At 68.5% G+C, this 19,659-nt stretch carries 12 protein-coding genes; 5 read left to right on the top strand and 7 right to left on the bottom strand.

Annotated features, from left to right (window positions below; all coding sequences use genetic code 11):
- Window positions 1–2: 2 nt before the first annotated feature.
- Complete coding sequence (locus tag FM113_RS03315; protein WP_087011494.1) at window positions 3–1,682, bottom strand: ATP-dependent helicase; 1,680 nt, start codon at window positions 1,680–1,682, stop codon at window positions 3–5.
- A complete protein-coding gene (gene nudC, locus FM113_RS03310) occupies window positions 1,672–2,613 on the bottom strand; it encodes an NAD(+) diphosphatase (protein ID WP_087011492.1) in 942 nt (313 codons plus the stop codon). Before nudC ends, FM113_RS03315 begins: the two co-directional genes overlap by 11 nt.
- 135 nt (window positions 2,614–2,748) lie before the next feature.
- On the opposite strand from nudC, the gene FM113_RS03305 reads away from it, so the two are divergent.
- Both FM113_RS03305 and FM113_RS03300 read left to right on the top strand, forming a co-directional pair.
- Window positions 2,749–4,101: a phosphotransferase gene (locus FM113_RS03305; RefSeq protein WP_087011490.1), complete on the top strand. Its 1,353-nt coding sequence runs from the start codon at window positions 2,749–2,751 to the stop codon at window positions 4,099–4,101.
- Window positions 4,102–4,294: 193 nt separating this feature from the next.
- Window positions 4,295–5,332: a helix-turn-helix domain-containing protein gene (locus FM113_RS03300; protein WP_140393277.1), complete on the top strand. Its 1,038-nt coding sequence runs from the start codon at window positions 4,295–4,297 to the stop codon at window positions 5,330–5,332.
- Here FM113_RS03300 and FM113_RS03295 read toward each other — a convergent pair.
- Window positions 5,310–8,936, bottom strand: a complete 3,627-nt coding sequence (locus FM113_RS03295) for an ATP-dependent DNA helicase (protein WP_087011486.1) — start codon at window positions 8,934–8,936, stop codon at window positions 5,310–5,312. The two genes, FM113_RS03300 and FM113_RS03295, sit on opposite strands and share 23 nt — an antisense overlap.
- Entirely contained in the window at window positions 8,933–12,217 is a 3,285-nt protein-coding gene (locus tag FM113_RS03290) for a PD-(D/E)XK nuclease family protein (RefSeq protein WP_087011484.1), read from the bottom strand. The genes FM113_RS03295 and FM113_RS03290 overlap by 4 nt, the downstream gene beginning before the upstream one ends.
- A gap of 150 nt (window positions 12,218–12,367) precedes the next feature.
- Here FM113_RS03290 and FM113_RS03285 point away from each other — a divergent pair, with 150 nt between their 5' ends.
- Window positions 12,368–14,989, top strand: a complete 2,622-nt coding sequence (locus FM113_RS03285; RefSeq protein WP_087011482.1) for a penicillin acylase family protein — start codon at window positions 12,368–12,370, stop codon at window positions 14,987–14,989.
- Between the two features lie 137 nt (window positions 14,990–15,126).
- Complete coding sequence (locus tag FM113_RS03280; RefSeq protein WP_087011480.1) at window positions 15,127–15,351, top strand: DUF3107 domain-containing protein; 225 nt, start codon at window positions 15,127–15,129, stop codon at window positions 15,349–15,351.
- A gap of 104 nt (window positions 15,352–15,455) precedes the next feature.
- Here the strand turns inward: FM113_RS03280 and FM113_RS03275 are convergent, their stop codons facing one another.
- Window positions 15,456–16,829, bottom strand: a complete 1,374-nt coding sequence (locus tag FM113_RS03275) for a phosphopantothenate--cysteine ligase family flavoprotein (RefSeq protein WP_087011478.1) — start codon at window positions 16,827–16,829, stop codon at window positions 15,456–15,458.
- 65 nt (window positions 16,830–16,894) lie between these two features.
- Between FM113_RS03275 and FM113_RS03270 the strand changes: the two genes are divergently transcribed.
- On the top strand, window positions 16,895–17,665 hold the full coding sequence (locus tag FM113_RS03270) for an NRDE family protein (protein WP_087011476.1): 771 nt from the start codon (window positions 16,895–16,897) through the stop codon (window positions 17,663–17,665).
- Between the two features lie 43 nt (window positions 17,666–17,708).
- Here FM113_RS03270 and FM113_RS03265 read toward each other — a convergent pair whose 3' ends face one another.
- On the bottom strand, window positions 17,709–18,914 hold the full coding sequence (locus FM113_RS03265; protein ID WP_087011593.1) for a methyltransferase domain-containing protein: 1,206 nt from the start codon (window positions 18,912–18,914) through the stop codon (window positions 17,709–17,711).
- 11 nt (window positions 18,915–18,925) lie between these two features.
- Window positions 18,926–19,645 (bottom strand): ferritin-like fold-containing protein, encoded by a 720-nt coding sequence (locus tag FM113_RS03260; protein WP_087011474.1) that lies wholly within the window; start codon window positions 19,643–19,645, stop codon window positions 18,926–18,928.
- Window positions 19,646–19,659: the final 14 nt, after the last annotated feature.

The following is a 19,659-nucleotide window of genomic DNA, read 5'->3' as shown; positions in this document are numbered from 1 at the left end:
TCCTAGACCAGGCCCGCTTCCCCCACAAACCGCGAGGGATGCCGCGCCGCACGGCCCACGCCCCCGACACCCGAAAGCCGCAGCGTGTCCCGCGCGCGCGTGAACGCCACGTACGCAAGACGGCGCTCTTCATCGATGCTGGCCTCGTCCACAGCGTGCACAATGGGAAACTGCCCTTCGCTGAGCCCCGCCACGTGCACGAGAGTCCACTCGAGACCCTTCGCCGCGTGCACCGCGCTCAGCGTCACCGCGTCGAGGGTTGGCTCGTGCTGCGTGCGCTGGCGCGCGAGCAGTTCTTCACTGAATTCCCGAATCCCCGCGCCCGGTGGCATTTCGTCCACGAGTGACAGGAGCGCACTGAGCGCCTCCCACTTCTCGCGCTCGGCCGCGCCCTCCGGAACTTTTGCCGTCCACCCGCCAGCGCGGAGCGCGTCACTCACAATCTGGAACAGCGGACGATCGTCCGCAACCTTCGCCTCGCCACGGATCAGCATCACCGCTTGCCGCACGTCCGCCCGGTCGAAGAACCGCTGTGCCCCGTGCACGCGCACGCCGATCCCGCGCTGCCGAAGCGCTTCCTCAAATCGTGCTGACTGCGCGTTGGTGCGGTACAGCACCGCAATTTCGGAGGCGGGAGTTCCTGACTGGATCGCCGCCGCGATCGATCCCGCAACCGCCTGCGCTTCGTCATACTCGCTCGCAAACCATTCGAACGTCGGCGCGGCGGGTGCCGGGTCCTCGCGTATTGCCGAAAGCGTCAACGCGCCCGGACGATCCCGCATCAACCGGTTCGATAGCCTGACGACAGGTTCAACGGAGCGATAGTTGCGCTCCAAACGCACCTGGCGGGCATTCGGGTGTTCCACGCCGAAGCGCAGGAGGTACGAGCTTGACGCGCCCGCAAACGAGTAAATCGTCTGGCTAGCGTCCCCCACGACACAGAGATCATCACGGTCCCCCAGCCAGACACGCAGCAGGGCGTGCTGCAGCGGCGACACGTCCTGATACTCGTCGACGGTGAAAAAGCGGTAGCGTTCGCGCACCTGGAGCGCGACGCGCGGCTCGCTCTCGAGCATGCCGGTGAGGAGCACAAGCACGTCCTCAAAGTCGATCTGTCGTCGCTCCTCAAGCAGCCCGGCATAGCGCCCGTGCAGGTCAATGAGTTGCTCAGCGGTCAAGCCTGTCGGGATCGGGCGCTCCTCGATCCGCTCGCTGTAGCGGTCGATGCTGAGCATCGATGTCTTGCGCCACTCGATCTCGGCGGCCAAATCACGCAGCGCTTCGCCGCCGAGCCGCAGGCCAGCCGCCTCAACAGTCTGCGAAAGCGCCGCGACTTTACCCGGGATGATCTGCGGTGCGGCCCCACCGATCACGTCCGGCCAAAAATGCCCCAGCTGGGCGAGCGCGGCCCCGTGGAAGGTCTGCGCGCGCACCCCGTCCGCCCCAAGCCCACGAAGCCGGCCCTGCAGCTCCCCCGCAGCCTTTCTCGTGAAGGTCACCGCGAGCACGCGCTCCGGCGCGTACACCCCAGAGCGCACCCCGTAGGCGATACGGTGCGTGATCGCGCGGGTTTTCCCCGTCCCGGCACCGGCGAGGACCGAGACAGGCCCACGGAGATGCTCCGCGATCTGGCGCTGCTCCGGGTCGAGCCCCTCCAGCACTGCTTCAGCGTCAGTGGTCACTCGCGTCACCCTCCGCGACCCACCGGTCGATCAGCCACCGCGCGATCGACACCGGGCCGGGAAGGATGATCCCGGGTTCCGGGCTGCGCAGCTGCTCGCGCGTAAACCAGCGCAGTTCCGAGATCTCCTCGGGATCCGGGTTCAGCGCGTCGGGATCCGCGCCCGCCGCGAGCCGCGCGCGGAATCCCAGCATGAGCGAGCGTGGAAACGGCCACGGCTGCGACGTCACATAGGTGATCCCGTCGAGGCGCACCCCGGCTTCTTCGAAGACCTCACGCTCCACGGTCTGTTCCAGCGATTCCCCGGCTTCGACAAAACCAGCGAGCAGCGAAAACCGCCCCGATTCCCAGAGCGCATTCGATCCGAGCAGGACCCGATCCTCATGTTCGATCAACACAATGACCGCCGGATCCGTGCGCGGGAACAGTTCCGCGCCGCGTGCGTCGCGGCGGGCCCAGCCGCCCTGCATCACCTCGGTGGGTTCCCCATCGCGCGGCGAGAAGCCTGCAGATTCGTGCCAGCGCAGCAGCGCCGACGCGACGGCGAACAGCTCGCGCTCGGTCTCGGGCAGGTCTTCGGCGGCGGTGAACGGGTGCGCCCAGCGTTCATCGAGATGCGCAGGCGCCGCGGGCACCGCTGCGGGATCCGGCACCGGCTCATCAATCGCGAACATCGCATCGCCAGCCATACGCCCGAGATAGACCGCGCCCGGGCCGTGACCTACGCCCGGAGTTGGCGTCTCCCCCTGCGTCGGGATCAAGGACAACCTCGGGGCGGCGGCCACGTCCACGATCGGAATCTCGACCCCGCGCATTCGGAGCACACGCGCTCCCGGCTCACGCCACGCCGCCGCCAACAGCTCCGGAGTAGCCCGGGTCGCCGCGTCTCGGTCCAGCGCGCCGCTCGCGAGCGGCGGTCGGTCCTCGTTCATGTGTGCTCCCTGTGTTGTCGTGTGTCTGTGCCCACGGGACGCGCTCGCCGGAGGGCCGTTGCCCTGGCGGTGAGTGTGCGCCGAGGTGCGCGTGGCGTTACCCTCCGCGCGCTGTGCCTGCATACCCTGATGTACATGGCCAGCATCCCTTTCACTCTAGCCGCGCTCGCAACCTCGGCGGTGCCGGGCCTCGCAGTGTTCGGAGTGCGCGAACACGACGAGGATCCCAGCTTCGCGGAAGCCGTCATCGTGAGCGATGACGCCGAGCTGCTTGTCCGCGTTCCCCGCACCCAGGCCGCTGAGGTGCAGCAGTCGGCAACGATTCTTGGGCTCGCCGCGCTCACAGCGGGCCCCCGGGGCCGGCTTCCGTTCGCGGTTCCCGAGACCCTCGGGTTGACCCGCGCCGGCGAGACGCGCGCCGTTGTCTCCACGTTTGTTGATGGTGCGCAGTTTGTCGCAGAGGACCTCAGCGACGACGCGATTCTGTTGCAGCCACTCGCCGAAGCCATCGCCGCGATCCACGAGCTCCCCCTGGGCGTGGCCCAGAGCGGCGGCCTCCCCATATCCACGGCGCAGGATCTGCGACTCGCGGCGACCCGAATCATTGATCGTGCGGAAGCGACGCGACTCATCCCCGAGACTGTGCTGCAGCGCTGGCAGCGGACAGTGGAGGCCGCGGAGCTCTGGGACTTTGCCCCGACAACTGTGCATGGCTCGCTCGAGGCGGCGCGCTTCCGCGTCGACGGCGACAAGATCACTGGCGTGGTGGGCTGGTCCGAGTTGTCCGTTGGTGATCCTGCGGCGGATCTCGCCTGGCTCCTTGCGCCGGGCAGCGACGTGCTCGACGCGGTGCTTGCACGTTACGTAAGTCAGCGCAACGCCGGATCGATGCCTAACCTGCGCACCCGCGCCGCGCTTTACCACGAGCTCGAGGTCGCCAAGTGGCTGCTGCACGGCACCGAGATTCACGATCAATCGGTCATCGATGACGCCGTGGCGATGATGGACCGCATGGTGGGTGTCAGTGGTGTGCTGAGCGTGGCCTACGCTTCCACGCAATCACGCTCCCCGCTCGGAGAAACCGAGGTCGCCGCGCTCCTCGAGGAAACCCCCGCGGTTTCGACGCACGTGTCAGACACGGCCGCCGTCGAGGCACTCGACGAGGATCGCATGTTCGGCAACGAGACCGATTTCGTCGAACGGCTCCCCGAGGCCGACGAGCCTGTCGCGAACAACGCATCGGGCATGGCGTCAGTTCCCGAGCCAGTCACCGAGGCAGAACTCGCAGAGTTTGCCGCGCTCGGGGCCGATACCGGGATCGTGCCCGACTTCGACTTCACTGATCCGGCTGCGGGCCACAGCTCGTCCGCCCAGCCCGATCCCACGCCCACAGATCAGGCGCGGCCCGCCGCGCTCACGGATGACGAGGACTCGCAACTCACTCAGCCATACACTGACGACGACCTGACGGGCGGGCGCACCCGCTAAGCACGGCGCGGGGCGGCTCGTTGTGCGGGAGCGCACCGGGCTTGGACGTCGCCGCACACTGCGGTGGCCCTGGTGCGGCGGGCCCAGAAAACGCTGGGTGATCCTGCGCCCACTTGCTAGAGTCGCGAACACGGTCCTCACGACCGGAACTTCCCGCCGTCGCGGGAGTCTGCAGTGAAGGAGGAGCCTCATCGTGGAGGACGCACCAGGAACATCGGCGATGGAGAGCATCGCGACCCACGAGATCGAGCGATTCTCGCAGCTCGTGTCGGATCGATTTGCGCCGCTCACTGTCGGCTCGAATCGGCCGCAGCGCTTTCACGGCGCGATCCGGGGCCGCCGCCTCGGAGACATCGAGGCTTTCGATGTGCGCGCCCGGCAACACGAGGTCGAGCGCCCGCAGGCTGTCGCGAATCGCTCACCGCAGAGTAACTTCATGCTGCACCTGCAGCTCGCAGGTGTTGGGGTGATTCGCCAGGACGGCAAAGAAGCCACCCTCCAGACTGGCGACCTTGCGTTCTACGACAGCGATCGTGCATATTCGTTGAGCCTGGACGATGAGTTCCGAAATGCAATTCTGGTGTTTCCCAAGCACCTGTTGACGCTGCCGACGGAGCTCTCCCGGGAGCTCGTCGCGACACGGATCTCGGGTACCGGGCCGATCGCGGGCATGGTGTTGCCCTTTCTCACCCAGCTCATCGGCGCGCTCGCCACGATCCCTGCGGCGAGCGGGCTGCGCCTCGCGCGCAATACCGTCGACCTCGTCTCCACAGTGGTGCACGCGGAACTGGGCCGCACCGACGCGTCACTCGCAGAACCGAGCCGGGCGGAAAGCCTCGTTGATCGTGCGGTGAACTTCATCCACGATCACATCGCGGACCCGGAGCTGAGTCCGGATCGAGTGGCTGCCGCCCTGTTTGTGGCAGTTCGCACCCTCCACAAACACTTCAGCACGGAGTACCGCGTGGGTGTCGCCGAATGGATTCGCGGACGGCGCTTAGAGCTCTGCCGCAGGGAGCTCGCCAGCCCGCTGCAGGACTACCTGCCGATCGCCGCCGTCGCCGCGCGCTATGGGTTTACGAGCCCCCCGCACTTTACGCGCCTGTTTAAGGCGACATTTGGGGAGGCCCCAGGCGAGTTCCGGCGTCGTACGCGCGTCGAGCAGGAGCGTGCGGGCGGATTCGACGCACCCGCGGTTCCCCTGCCCGTTACTCAGCAGATCCATCCGTAAGTTGACCGGCCGCGCCCAACCAGATTTCCTCGAGTTCGGCGAGAGTCCGCGGGCTCCGGCTGCGCAATTCTATGCCGTCGGCGACGTAGAACAGCGACACGTCGATGAGGTCCGGGTCGCGTCCGGACCAGAGCGCGTAGGCGTGGCGGTAGAGGTCGAGCTGGAAGAACCGCGACTCGCGCTCAGCGTCCGTGCGCGGGGGGCGGCCCGACTTCCAGTCCACAATCTCGACACGGTCATCCCCGCCACGGTCTGCAGTCTGGCGGTAGACGGCGTCGAGTTTGCAGACGAGCGTGCGCCCAGCAAACGGAAGCGATACCTCGAGTTCAACCGCGAGCGGCTCGAGCAGCGCCCAGCGCGAGCGCTCGAACTGCTCGATCAGCGGCTGCAGTTCAGCCTCCACATCCTGCTGCGCGGTGGGTGCGGCGGCCGGATGGCCGTCGCCCGGCCCGTTCTCCTCCCCGAAGCTCCCACGAGCGAAGGCGAGCTCGTCGAGACCCGCAAGCGGCAGTGCCTGCCCCACGGCCGTTGTCGCGCGCCGCTCGACCCATTCGTGGAAACGGTTACCGACACGCGTGCGCCGGTACGGCCGCTGTGGGAGGGGACGCAGGCGCAGCCGCTCCGCGCGCACAGGGTCTTCCACAAACTCGTGGAAGGTGGAGGCGGTGATCCGCTCCGGCAGATCGACCTCCGGCGCGAGCGGAGAGGGTACCGCAGGGCCGCCGCCCGCAGCGGCAACGGCCGCGGCCCGACGCTCCGCAAGGAGCAGTTCAACTGTCTCATCGAGCGGTTCCTCTGAGGTGCTGCGCGTCTCCGGGCCAGCGGCGAGCTCTTCCCGGAGCGCAGCGGCGGCCGAACGCACCGCTGCGTCGCGGGGACCGAGCGGGGGCAGCGGCCACCGCGCCGTGATCTCGTCACGCACGCTCGGGTCGGCATCATGAGCGCTCTCGGTGGGCAGGCCCGCGAGAATCCCGGTCTGAGCAAGCTCTTGCAGGAACACGGAAGGCACGCGCGCACGGGTCTGCCCACCCCAGAACGACCCGCTCAGGAAGAGCCGATCGGCAGAGCGGGTGATCGCGACATAGGCCAGGCGGCGTTCCTCGTCCGCATGGCGATCTTGCAGTTCTGTTTTGTACTCCGCGATCCGGTCGCGCAGCTCCTTCTGAGTCTCGGCGATCCGCCAATTCAGTTGCGGGCGCGCCGCGACGTCACCGCGAAGCTCGTCCGGGATTTGCCCGGTGCGCAACCATCCGGCGCCGCTCCGCGCGGATCCGGGGAACTCCCCCGCTACCAGACGCGGTACGGCGACAAGATCCCACTCCAACCCTTTGGAGCCGTGCGCCGTAATGAGATGGACGGTACCGGGCACCGGTGCCGCGACGTGTTCCGCTGATTCGTCGGACTCGGTGGCGCGCTCGATCCACTCGAGCACGGAGGCGAGCGTGCCTCGGGTGTCGACCGCAAGATAGGAATCGACGAGGTCAGTGAACAGGTCGATGTTGGCGTGCGCTGCCGAGCTCCCGGCGTGCTCCCTTGCCTCGTTCGCGTCAAGCTCGATATCGAGGCGCAGCGCTTGCACGGCGGATCCGATCAGTTCGCCAATGTCACCGCCCACGCCCTGGCGTAAGGCCGCGAGCATTCGGCCAGCCTCGCGGAGCCGTTCGCGGCCTGTCGGACTGATCCCCCGCAGCGCGCCGTGGTCCAGGTCGCGCATCCCGGCAATCTGGTCGAGCGCATCGAGCAGCGTGAAACTGCGGTCCGGGTCCGGCAGGACCTCGTCGTCCGCGCGATCCTCGGGGCTGAGCGGCTGCTGGGTGACGTCGCGACCCGCAAACCAGCGCGCGGTGTCCCGAAGCCCCGCGAGGTCTGCGACCCCGATCCGGAAACGGGGGCCCGCGAGGATACGGATAAGGTCGCCCCCGGCATCGGCGTACCACAGGCAACGCAGCACACACACGATGTCGGTGATTTCAGGGGTGGAGAGGAGACCGCCAAGCCCGACAATTCGGTTGGGTACCCCGAGCTCCGTGAGCGCGGCGGAGAACGGTGCCATATGCCGCCGAGTTCGGAAAATCACAGCGGCTGTTGCCGGCTCACCGTGCACGGCGCGGTGAGCCTCACGAGCGTCACGCAGCCAGGCTGCAACGGCTTGCCGCTCCTCGTGGATGGTTTCGGGGTAGGCCCATTCAACCGCCCCAGGCCCGGCCCCAGGGCGCGGTGCCAGTTGGGGAACGTCGATCGCGGAGGCGGCCGCGAGCGGTGCCGCGATTGTGTTCGCGGCGTCGAGCACGAGACCGGGGTTTCGCCAGCTTGTGGAGAGCGTCAGCGTGGCCTGGACAGACGGCGCAGATGCACCGATCCCCCGGTCGCCGCGGCGGGGGGCGAAATCCTGGTGGAAGGAGCGCAGTCCCTCCGCGGACGCGCCGCGCCAGCCATAGATCGACTGGTGTGGATCGCCCACGGCCATCACGGCTGCCCCCGCGAAGATTAGCGCCAGGAAACGGGTCTGGCCGACCGAGGTGTCCTGCACCTCGTCAAGCAGCACCGCTCGGTGTCGGCGGCGCAGGGTCGCAACAGCGTCGGGCGACGCCTCAAGCGCGCGCGTCGCGAGCGCCAACTGGTCGGGGAATTCAATGAGCCCGCGTTCCTCCTTCTCGGCGGCATACTCCCGAGCCAGTCGGCTGATCAGCGGGGTTTCCGCGAGCGCAGCGACGGCATCCCGAACCGGGGCGTAGACCTTTCCGCTCGGCTCGCCGCCGATCTCCTTTTCGGAGTATGGCAGATGCAGCACGCGCGCAAACTCGGCGACGATCTGGTCCACACGGTCGAGCGAGGTGAGGTTGTCAGCCACAGCGTGGTCAAGATTCACTATGTGCCGGATCAATGCGGGCGTCTGCAGCTCGCTTGAAAGGAGCTCCGGATCGGCGCTGCCGATCACGACGTCACGGGCGAGCCGCCAGGCCGTCGCCTCATCGATGACAGCTGCGCCGGGGGCCACACCCGCTGCGATTCCGAACTCCTGCAGCACCCCGGCCGCAAATGAGTTGTAGGTGCTGACCTCAGGGATGTCGAGGCCGTCGCCGAGGAGCGCGGTGAGACGCACGGATGCGGCGGTCTCCTCATCGCTCAGAGTTCCCCGCTCCGCTGCATCCCTCAGGCGGTCAACGAAGGTCGCAAGCCGCCCGGTGATCCGCTCCCGGAGCTCTCCTGCGGCCTTCCGGGTGAAGGTGAGGCCCAGCACCTGATCCGGCGCAACAAACTCGTTCGCGACGAGCCACACAACCCGGTTCGCCATCGTCTCAGTTTTCCCGCTCCCAGCGCCCGCGACAACGAGCGTGCTGCCGCCGAGCGTGTGCTCGATCACGGCGGCCTGCTCCTGCGTCGGTGTCAGCGGGGTCGCGGGCGGCACCGCCAACAGCTCCGCGATCCGCGCCGCGGAGAAGAGCGGGGTGGTCGCCTGGGGACCGTCCGGCCCAGCGGCCGTGCCCGCCGCGCTCGGTTCTGGCTTCCTCGATTCTGGCTTACTCGGTTCTGACTTGCTCGGTTCTGACTTGCTCGGTTCTGGCTTACTCGGTTCTGACTTGCTCGGTTCTGACTTGTTCATCCGTGACTCACCGCCGGAATAATGTGGAGCCGGCAGTTTCCCGGTTGGTGCGGATCCGAGCAGTGGTGTTCGATCCGGGCGGTGAAGTCGCCACCCGCCATCACCCGTGCGATGCTCGCCACGCGCTCCTCCATCTCCTGTATCGCTTCGGCATCAATGGGCTGCTGCACGCGCTCAATGAACTCCGCCGAGCCTGTGGCATCCGGGTGGACATACAGCAATCGCGCACCGCCGCTGCGCGATTCAATCGTGTGTGCGATGGTGCCCTCCGCGTCAGCGGCACCGTTCGCACCGGCCCCGTCCGCACCGGCACCGTCCGCACCGGCCGCGTCCGCACCGGCCACATCGAAGGCTCCCAGGGTCACACCGAGCTGATAGGCCCGGAGCTGGGCATGGGTTTCCGCCGCCACTTTACTCGGTGCCGACCGCCCGGTTTTCAGATCCAGCACCGTAATCTCAGCCGTCCCGTCGGCAAGCTCGCGGCGCTCGAGCCTGTCCGCGATCCCGCTGAGCACGGCCCGGTCGATCGGCACCGCAAAGCTGGCTTCTTTCCCGATGAGCTGCCGCTCGGACGCGGCGAACTCCCGCAGGTAGGCAGCAAGGCCCCCCGTCATCTGCGCCGCACGTTGCTCCGCGCGCACCGATTCCCAATCGGCGTCGAATTCGAGCTTGCGCCACTCCGCCATGACGGCGGCAAGCATCTCGTCGGCGTCAGAGCGCTGCGCGGTCTCAAAGGCATGATGCACAAGCGTGCCCAGGCTCGCCTGCACGCTGCCGGCACTGCCGCCCAGGCGCGCGATCACCCAGTCGAGCGGGCAAGTCTCCGCCTGATCGAGTTGGGAGGGACTCACGGACACCGTGGCCTCCGGATCCTCGTCGAGCGGCACAAGCGGGGCCGTGGTACTCGGCGGCAGCACCCCGTACCACTCGTCAGGATGCGCGCCGGCAGCCCCCGCACCGACAAGCTCCCGAAGCGCGCGCAGCGCCCCGCGGTCGCCCGGCTCGGCCGTGAGTCGCCGCCGCATCGCCGCGGTCACCCCGCGCAGCGTCAGGCGCGAACTGGGGAGTTCATCGTGGCGGTACTCCCGCCCGAGGCCGAACAGTGAGCTGGGATGCTGGTCCTCGTCCGCGACGGAGACCACAAGCAGTTCCCGGGATGCCCGCGCGCATGCGTGGACGAAAAGCCGTAGCTCGTCGTGCATCGTGTCTTTCCGGGAGGGGGGCACGGCCTCACCACCTCGCAACCATCGTTCGAGGGCTGCGGCACCGAGCAGTGAGCCGCGGGCTCGGAGATTCGGCCATGCACCGTCTTGCAACCCGACCACGGCCACGGCCGCAAATTCTCGCCCGATCGCGCCCTGCGGTGTCGTGACCGTCACTGCGGCACGCTGGCTGCGCTGTGCAAGCGAGTCCTCTGGCACGGCGCTGCTCAGCAGCTCAGCGAGGAGCTCGGCGATCGCTTGCGTGCTGTCCTGCTCTTCGTGTCGTTGCAACGCGAAGAACAGGCCCACCACCGCGTCGAGCGAGCGGTGCGCCTCGTCGGAGCGTGCACCGCGGCTATCGAGCGCATCGCTCTGCCACGAAGTCGCGAGTTTCGTTCCCTCCCACAGTGCCCACAGCACCTCGCGAGCGGTTCCACCCGCCTCGTGTACGCGGACCCCGGCAGCCGCGAGGAGTCCCAGGCGACGCACCGCCCGCCCGCCCGCGCTATCCACAATCGGGAGCGGGCCCGGCGCCGCGAAAGCTTCGGCGACGACCTCTTCAATGCTCCGGGGCTCCCGAGTCTGCGTGCGTGAGTCCCGCCGTTCCTGCAATACGAGCGCCCCACGCAATCGTCGCAGGGCAACCGGGTCGAGCCCTCCGATCACTCCGCCCGCGAGCGGCAGCAGTTCGGCGGGGCTCAGCGGGTGCAGACCGAGTGCGTGCTGGAGCAGGCGGATCAGTTCGCGAACGATCTGGTGTTCACGAAGCACGATGCCGCCCGCCGCAATCCCGGTGGGGACCTGGTGGGCGGCGAGCACTCGCGCCACACGTACGGCTTCCCCCCGGCTGCGGCACAACACCGCCATCTCGTCCCACGGCACGGGGTCGGCGGCACCCAGCCCAAGCCTCCGCGCGCGGAGCCTGTGCGCGATCGCCCCGAGCTGCTCGGCGGCCGAGCCCACGACCGCGAATTGCACGGCGGAATCCGGATCCGCCGCGGCGGCAGCTCGTGGGAGTGCCGCACGCTGCTCGCCCGCTCCGGCGGCCCCGACCCGCTCAGCGAGTCCCGCGATTGCGCGACGAAGCTCGGGCCCATGTCGATACGCACGCTCGAGGACCACACGCTGTGCCGGCTCGCGCGGCGTCCCCGGCACGTGCGGGGCAGAGCGGCGCTCGAGTTCCGCGTCAAGCCGCGCCAGCACCAGTGTCCGCTCACCGTGGAATGCGCCCGTGGCCACGTCTGGGTCGCCGAACACCCAGATCCGACTCCCGCCCTCCGCGCACGCGGCGAGCAACGCCAGCTCACCCTCGCCCAGCTCCTGCGCGTCGTCGACGAGGATCAGTCGCGGGATCGCGAGGCGGGCCGTGTCCCCCGCTGCGACCACACGCCGCACCGCCGCGGCCGCTTCCCGGAGCAGGCCGCTTGAGCTCAGCTCGTTCGGGCGCTCATCGGCAATCCGATCCGCCACCGCCTGAATCAGTCCGAATCCGTCCCGCCACCGCGCGAGCAACTCTGGATCCGGCAGGCGCGTATGGGCCTCCGTCGCTGCCGCCGCCTCGAGTTCAGCGACGTGCTGTCGGAGTTCCCCTGGCACGAGCCCGAAATCGTCGGCAACTCGCCAGAGCTCACGGAGCTCCGCCCGGAAGGCCGGACTGTGCAGCACCTCTGGCGGCAGCCCCGCAATGCCGGCACCGTGCACCGCGACCCCCGCGGTCACCACCTCGGCAATCGCCTCGTCTTGTACGGTCCCCGTCAGCAGGCGCGGCGCGACAGTCCCCTCGAGCGCTGCAGCGCGGGCCAACACCGCGAACGCGAGTGACGCCGCCGTACGTACCGGCGTCCCCCCGAACGCGCGCCCCAGACCACGCTCGACCTCCGCCCGCAGCGCCGCGGCCACGAGCCGGTTCGGCGCGAGCACAAGGACGTCGTCCTCACCCCACCCTGGCAACGCAAGGCTCCGTGTACAGACCTCCAGCAGCACACTCGTTTTCCCGGTGCCCGGAGCGCCGAGCACACGTGCGTGGCGCGTCGGATCCAGGGCAAGCGCCCGGAGCTGAGACGGGTCGAAGGAGATCATGCGGCAAGCCTATTGCGCACCTCCGACATTCACCGTTCGCGGGGCATCGGAGGGGCGAGGCGCGCACTGTCGGAGGTTCGTGGCAGACTCTGAAGCACACCCCGCGGCGGGCTCCACGCACCGCGAACCCTCGACGAGGAGGACCTCGATATGGCCGTGACCGAAGCACTCTCCGTGCCACGCACCCCCGCGAACAAGCGCCGCAAGCTGCGCCGGATCATTGTCTGGGTCCTCGCCTCGATCGTCGCGCTCGCGCTGCTTGCCGGCGGGTTCGGCGCATGGGCGGTCACCCGGTCATTTCCGCAAGCGAACGGCACACTTGCCGTCGCGGGGCTCAGCTCGGACGTGCGCGTGCAGCGGGATGCGCACGGCATCCCCACGATCACTGCGGAAACGAGCGACGATCTCTTCTTCGCACAGGGTCTCGTGCATGCGCAGGATCGATTCTGGGAAATGGACTTCCGTCGCCACCTCACCAGCGCGCGGCTGTCGGAGCTCTTTGGAGAGTCTCAGCTCGGCACTGACACGTTCCTGCGCTCGCTCGGTTGGCACCGCACGGCGGAGCAGGAGGTCGCCGCGCTCCCAGACGATGTGCGTGCGTACTACGAGGCCTACGCCGCGGGCGTGAACGCGTACCTTGCCGAACGCCAGGGCGGCGCACTGTCCCTCGAATACGCGGTGCTCGGCCTCCAAAACGCGGACTACACCCCCGAGCCCTGGACTCCTGCGGACTCTGTCGCGTGGTTCAAGGCAATGGCCTGGGATCTGCGCACCAACATCGAGGACGAGACCGCGCGGGCGCTGCTTGCGCAGGGTCTAGGCAACGAGCAGCTCACGGAACTGTACCCGGGCTACCCGTTCGAGGAGCACCCGGTGATCCTCGCGGATGATCCGGCGGGCCTGTCGGTCACCACCGGCACGAACCCGGCCCCAGCGCCCACTGCGACGCCTGGGCTCGCCGCTGGGACGGAGCTCGCCGCGCTCGGCGAACTCCTCACCGAGGTCGATGCGCTCGTGGGCGGTGCCGGCGAAGGCGTCGGATCAAACTCCTGGGTGGTCTCGGGCGAGCACACCGCCTCTGGCAAGCCGCTCCTCGCGAATGATCCCCACCTCGGCGCTGAGCTGCCCTCCGTGTGGACCCAGATGCAGCTCACATGCGCGACAGTCACCCCCGAGTGTCCCTTCGACGTTGCCGGGTTCAGTTTCTCTGGCCTCCCCGGCATCGTGATCGGGCACAACCAGCACATCGCGTGGGGCTTCACGAACCTCACTACCGATGTGGCCGATCTGTACGTGGAGCGCGTCACCGAGGAGGGCTACTGGCAGGACGGCGAGCTGAAGCCCTTCGAGACCCGCACGGAGACAATCGCTGTCGCGGGCGGGGACGCAGTCGACATCGAGGTCCGCTCCACCGGACACGGGCCCATCGTGTCCGGGATCGAACCGAGCTTCACGGAGATTGCCAAAGACCCCAAAGTCGGTGCCGGATCCGGCGCGGCCGCCGCGTCAGCAGCCAGCAGCGTGCCGCTCCCGCCCGGCGACTTCGCGCTCGCGCTCCGCTGGACTGCGCTCGATATGAGCCGCACGGCCGAAGCGATCTTCACGCTGAACCGCGCCGAGGACTTCGCCGATTTCCGGCTCGCCGCCTCGCAGTTCGACGTGCCCGCGCAGAACCTGATCTACGCGGACCCCGAGGGCAACATTGGATATCAAGCCCCGGGCAGACTTCCGATCCGCGGAGCAGGCGACGGCTGGCTCCCTCAGCCTGGCTGGGACAGCGCATACGATTGGCAGGGCTATATCCCCTTCGCTGAGCAACCCATGAGCTACAACCCCGAATCCGGTGTTATCGTCACCGCAAACAACGCGATCGTGACCGACGACTACCCCTACTTCCTCAGCCGCGATTGGGACTACGGGTACCGAGCTGCGCGCATCGTGGAGCTCCTGGACGAGCGGATCGCGACTGGCCCGCTCACCGCGAAGGACATGGCCAAGATTCACATGGACAACAAGTTCCCCGGCGCGGAGGCCTTGCAGCAGGCCGTCGCATCGCTCGAGGTCGCGGACGCGGACACCCGGGCGGCGCTTGATCTCCTCGCCGACTGGGACGGCCAGAACGACCCTGACTCGGCCGCGGCCGCCTACGCGAACGTGATGTGGCGCGCAGTCACCGCACAACTCGTGGACAATCGAGGCATCGAGATCCCACGGGACGACCAATCCCGGCTCGCGCGCGTGTTCGCACTCCTCCTCGAAGACCCGGACTCTGTGTGGTGGACAAGCAGCGTGCACGGTGAGAGCACGACCCGCGAGGAGTTCCTCGCCCGCGCAGCCACTCGCGCCACCCAGGACCTGCAGAAACTCCAGGGCAAGGATCCCGCGCGCTGGAACTGGGGCGAGCTGCACGCGCTCCCCCTCACACACGGCACCTTCGGCACGAGCGGGATCGCACCCATCGAGGCCCTCTTCAACCGCGGACCGTACGCTGTGGGCGGCGGATCCGGTGTTGTGAATGCGACAGGATGGAGCCTTGACGAGGGCTATGCGACAAGCACGGTCCCGTCGATGCGCATGGTGATCGACGTCGCCGACTGGGATGCGTCAACCTGGCAGAACCTGACCGGTGCCAGCGGGCACGCGTTCCACCCGAACTACACCGACCAAGCCGAGGGCTGGGCGCGGGGCGAACAATACGCGTGGGGGTACTCCCGTGATGCCGTGCGCGCGAGCACACAGGACGAGCTGACGCTCACCCCGGTCGGCCCGTAGCATCGCGTCGTTCGCTCTGACGCGCTGCGCTCAGGGCGAACGACGCCGCCGAACCGGGCGCTCGAACAGCTCCCAGCCCTAGACTCGAAGAAGTTCCAACCGTGTGGCTCCGAGCCACCGCACCTGAGGAGGCCCCCGTGGAAGTACGCATCGGCATCAAGCAGTCGGCACGCGAGCTCGCATTCGAGACGAGTGCGACCGCTGACGAAGTGCGCGCCCTGTTCGAGGCCGCCAGCGGCAAGGAGTCGGATCTCGTCTCGCTCGTCGACACGAAGGGCCGTCAGTACCTCGTAAGCGCGGCATCGGTCGCGTTCGTGGAGCTGGGCGGCGAGGCCGGCCGCCGCGTCGGCTTCGTCAGCTAAGCGCGCACACCACGCCCGCCCGCGCTGTGCGGGCACCGGTTCCCGAACGGGGCCGCGGATCACCCGATCCGCGGCCCCGTTCGCGTGCCCTGACCCCCGTCGCGCTACCGGGCCGCCGCGTCGAGCTCGTCGCGCACCGCGTCGAGCAGGCGATCCGCCACCTCGCGCTTCGTGCCCGACACCGAGCTCACCACGGTGCCGTCGACGTCGAGCACGCGTACCGCGTTGTCGGAGGATTCGAAGCCTTCGGTCCAACCGACCGCGTTCACTGCGAGCAGGTCGACGCCCTTGCGCGCGAGCTTGCGCCGACCGCGCTCGAGCAGCTCGTCCTCGCTCTCGACGGTCTCGGCCGCAAAGCCCACGATCACCTGCCCCGGCCGGCGCTCGCGCACGAGCCCCACCAGGATGTCAGGGTTCTCGACAAGCGTCAGCGTCGGGGCACTCCCCGGGGCGTCCTCCTTACGGATTTTCTGATCGGCAACGTCGGCGACCCGGTAGTCCGCGACGGCGGCGGCCATGATCACCGCTTCTGCCCCGGCAGACGCCGCGTGTGCCGCCGATTCGAGTTCGGCGGTGGTCCCGACCGGCACAATGCGCACGGCCGCACGATTCGCGACCTCCGCAAGCACCGCGTCATCAATATTCGCCGCGAGCAGCACCACTTTCGCGCCGCGATCCGCGGCGGCCGCGGCGACTGCCACCCCCTGTCGTCCGCTCGAACGGTTCCCCAGGTAGCGCACCGGGTCGATCGGTTCCCGCGTGCCGCCCGCGGTCACGAGAACGCGCACGCCATCAAGATCACCGGGCCCCACAGCTGCGGGCTCGCTCAGTGCTGCCTCGGCCTCCGCCGCCGGGAACGCGCTCGTGGGCACGCTCGCCACCACCGTGTCATCACTCACCGGTGCCGCCTCCGTGAGCAGCCCCGCAGCTTCCGCGGCGTCCTCGGCAACGCCCGCGGCGAGCACCGCCGTGATCCGATCAAAGATCGTCGCGGGTTCGCTCATGCGGCCCGGGCCGGTGTCGTTCCCTGTGAGCCGGCCGCTCTCGGGGCCAACACACACAACCCCGCGAGCGCGCAGGATCGCGACGTTGTCCTGCGTCGAGGGGTGCTGCCACATCTCGGTGTGCATGGCCGGGGCCACGATCACCGGGGCCTTCGTCGCGAGCAGTGTCGTGCCGAGCAGATCATCGGCGAGGCCCGCGGTCATGCGCGCAAGCGTGTTGGCCGTTGCCGGTGCAACGACAACAATGTCAGCGCGCTGTCCGAGCGCAACGTGCCGCACTTCGGGCACGTCGTCGTGGACTGACGTGGTGACTGGGTTGCGGCTGATTGCCTCCCAGGTGGGCTGCCCGACAAAGCGGAGCGCGTCCGCGGTCGGCACCACGTGCACCTCGTGGCCGGCCTCAACAAGCAGGCGGGCCAGAGCGACGGACTTATAGGCGGCGATCCCGCCGCTGACTCCCAGCACAATGTTCACGCCCCCATCCTCGCACCCCGGGCCTTGATTCCGGGGAATGAATCCGTCTGGCTACACTCGGGTCCATGTGCACCGTCGTGATCGAGGTACCCGCTGGCCCGAACGCAACGACCCGCGTGCTCGCGGTGCGAGACGAGGATCCGGACCGCGCGTGGGATCCCCCGGGTCCGTGGTGGCCCGAGGCGCACCCGGGGACACTTGGAGTGCGGGATCGCCGAGCGGGTGGGGCCTGGCTCGCCGCGCGCGGAGTGGCGGGCACTGAAGTTCCAGCCCGGGCGACCGGGGGCGGCCGGCTCGCCGTGATCGTGAACCGCGCCGCGGACGTGCCCGAAGCCGCGGGCGGGTTCCGCTCCCGTGGCGGCCTCGTGCTCGACGCTGTCGCGAGCACACCGCTGCCCGAGCCACCGCTCACCGGTGCGTTTACGCTCGTCAACGTCGCCGGCGGCGCAGTCGAGGTGATCTACTGGGACGGTGTGGTCAGGGACGGGCGGTCGCTCCGGCGCGAGCCGCTGCCGCCCGGCGTGCACATGATCGCTCACCACGAGGTGAATGACCCCCGCTCGGAGCGGATTACCCGGTGGCTCCCCGAGTTCCAATCGTTGGCGGGTCTTCCGCAGTCCGAATGGCGAGAGGCGTGGACGGCGTTGCTCGCCCGCACGGCGGAGTTGGGTGCCACAGACGACCGCGCCATCGTGCGCGACAACCGTCCACTCGGCTACCCCACCCAGTCGCTCCTTGTGTGCCTGGCCGAGGTGTCACCGGAGTCCGTCACGCTCGACTGGGCGGCTTTCACCGAGCCGGGGCACTTCGGTAGCCCCGAGTTTCGCCGGGCCTGAGCGCAGGGGCTTGCGGTGCGCGAATTTCACACCGACACAGGCCCTACCGCCGCTCGAGCAGCACCATCACCTCGAGGTGGTTCGTGTGCGGGAACATGTCGAACACGCGGGCCTCACGCACCACAAGACCCGGCATCGCGGCCAGGTCGCGAGCGAGGCTCTCCGGATTGCAGCTCGAGTAGATCACCCGGTCAGCCCCGCAGCCATCAAGCCAGGCGGCGAGTTCTGCGCCGATCCCGCGGCGCGGCGGGTTCACGATAACAAGCTCGGGAACGTCCGCGGGAGCGGCCCCCAGTGCAAACGCGGTCGCGTCCTGCGCAATAAAACGCGCCTCGATGCCCGCGTCCTGCGCGCTGCGTTCAGCGGATCGCACGGCCTCTGCAGACAGCTCCACGCCCAGCACGCGCCGCGCGTCCGAGCCGGACGCGCCTGCCTCTCCCACACGCGGAGCGCAGGCAAGCGCAAAGCCACCCACGCCGCAGTACAGATCCCAGATCGACGCGGGGTCAACGCGCGCCACCCAGTCGGCGGCCTGGGCGTAGAGCTCCCGGGCCACGGTCGTGTTTGTTTGGAAGAAGCTCTGGGGCCGCAGGTGCAGCGCGACGCCACTCCCGTCCGCACGGGGCTCCCCCGCGCGGGATCCGCCACCGCCAAGCTCCATCGTGAGCGACGACCCGAGCAGCAGCTCCTCCCGCTCCCCCTCAAGCAGCGCGACGTGCTCGGGAAGCAGATTCACCGAGAGTACCGTTGCCTCCGGCACGGCCGCCCGGAGTTCGGGGAGTGCCCGGCGCAGCGTCCCGAGAGCGTGCTCACTCCGCACGACGAAGCGCAGCATGAGTGCGCCGGACGGGGCCGCCGTGACAAGCGCGTATTTGAGTTCACCGCGCCGCCGGGGCACGTCGTAGGGCGCGAGTCCGGTGTCATCAAGGAACGCGGCGATGCGCGGGATCGCGGCGCGGATCGCAGGCTCCTGGATCAGGCAGTCACGAAGGTCTATGCCGATGCCACCGGGGCCAAGGATCCCGAGCGTGACCGCGCCCGCGGAACCACCGACAACGAGCTTCGCCTTGTTCCGGAAGTCGCGTTCACCGCCGGAGACGATGGGAAGCCAGACCGCTGCAGGGACCTCCGGAAGCAGGGCACGGCACCGGGCATCCTTCGCGGCGAGCTGCTCGGCGATCGGCGTCTCGATCAACGCGCAAGATCGGCAGCGCCCGGCCTCGAAGTAATCGCAGCGCGGGGTCGTCATGGGAAGCACCATCAGGCAGTGAGGCCCAGCCCGTCCATGCGCCGGATGTGGTCAGCGATCAGCTCGGTAAACACAGGTTCGACCTCACTCGCATCGAACTCACGGCGCTCGCTCAGCGCGAGCGCCTCACGGGACACGAGCAGCGTGTCGCCCACGAGGCGGCGGCCCCAGAGCGCGAGCCAACTCCCCAGGCCCTCATCCTCCGCCATCGCGTCCTCAAGCAGCGCTTTCAGTTCGGCTCGGCCCGCGTGGTTGCTCAGGATCCGGATCGCCTCAGTACGGTAGTTGTCGCGAATCCCCTCGGCAAGGTTCGCAAAGAAATCGTCGAAAAGGCCCCCGACAAGGTACAGCGAGAGCACGTGCTGGTGCCAGTCGGGGGTGTCGATACGCTCCACGTATTCGTCGATAACCTTCGCAAACGGGGTCATCAATACGTGCGGCTCATGCCCGCGGCTCCGAATTTCGGTGGTGAGCAGCTGATGCTTAGAGAGCGTCTGCCCCGCGACCTCCGCAAGCACGTTTTTCGCCTCGAGGCTCGGCGCCCCGGAGACCGCACGCGTGGCAGCTTCGTACAGCTCCAGCTGCAGGTACGCCGTCAATCCGAGAAACGGCAGGATTCCGGGCGCAAACTCGGCGATCTCGACGCGCTCGGTTGCCGCCGCGTCACCGCGGGAGCGCAGCTTCCGGGCGGGGGCGGATGTGCGGCGCAGGCCTCGGATCCACTCGAACATTCTGCAAGCTTATC

Origin of the sequence: Leucobacter sp. 7(1) (genome assembly GCF_900163635.1) — a bacterium.
Classification (GTDB): Bacteria; Actinomycetota; Actinomycetes; order Actinomycetales; family Microbacteriaceae; genus Leucobacter.
This window is presented reverse-complemented; position numbering and strand designations above follow the sequence as displayed.